The following is a 740-nucleotide window of genomic DNA, read 5'->3' on the forward strand; positions in this document are numbered from 1 at the left end:
AAGTCGGCTTGCTTAAGACTTCATCATAGGGAACCCATTCTAAGGTTCCCTCATTGCAGTCAATCAAGTCACCCTCAAACTCCGTCACCTTAAAAACATAGGTGTACCAGTCTAAATCTGGTGTGAATTCTGGAAAAGTGATAACACCTTTTAGAACTGGCTTGGCTTTGAGGCCTGTTTCTTCGAGGATTTCACGCGCTGCGCACTCCTGAGGAGTCTCCCCTCGTTCTAGCTTACCACCCACACCAATCCATTTGCCTTCGTGGACATCATTGGGTTTCTTATTACGATGAAGCATGAGCAGTTCTTTTCCGTTATCAATGTAGCAAATCGTCGCTAACTGAGGCATATTCTCTCCTTATCTAAGCCAATCGATTGGCTCTTGTCCTGTCTCTGTTAAGAATGCATTGGCCTTGGAAAAAGGCTTGGAACCCCAAAATCCTCTATAAACCGATAAAGGACTAGGATGGGCTGATTCGATAATCAAGTGGTGAGGATTGGTAACCAAGGCCTTCTTCTTGCGTGCATAAGCACCCCAGAGTACAAAGACTACAGGTCTGTCTAGATTATTTACAACCCGAATCACAGCATCTGTAAATGGCTCCCATATCTGCCCAGCATGACCATTGGCCTGCCCAGCAGGAACCGTCAAGCAAGCATTGAGAAGCAAGACTCCTTGCTCAGCCCAAGACGTCAAATCATGTGATTTCTTAACGCCGATATCATCTGACAATTCTTTT

2 protein-coding genes are annotated in these 740 nt (G+C 45.4%); both read right to left on the reverse strand.

The window, feature by feature from the left end; genetic code table 11:
• Positions 1–349 (reverse strand): NUDIX hydrolase (locus SORDD27_RS03710; protein ID WP_231069286.1); only part of this gene is annotated, 349 nt, incomplete at its 3' end.
• A 9-nt stretch (positions 350–358) separates the two neighbouring features.
• Positions 359–740, reverse strand: a 382-nt coding sequence (locus tag SORDD27_RS03715) for a uracil-DNA glycosylase (protein WP_081103380.1), incomplete at its 5' end; no start/stop codon positions are given.

The organism is Streptococcus oralis, assembly GCF_001579025.1.
Lineage (GTDB): Bacteria > Bacillota > Bacilli > Lactobacillales > Streptococcaceae > Streptococcus > Streptococcus oralis_X.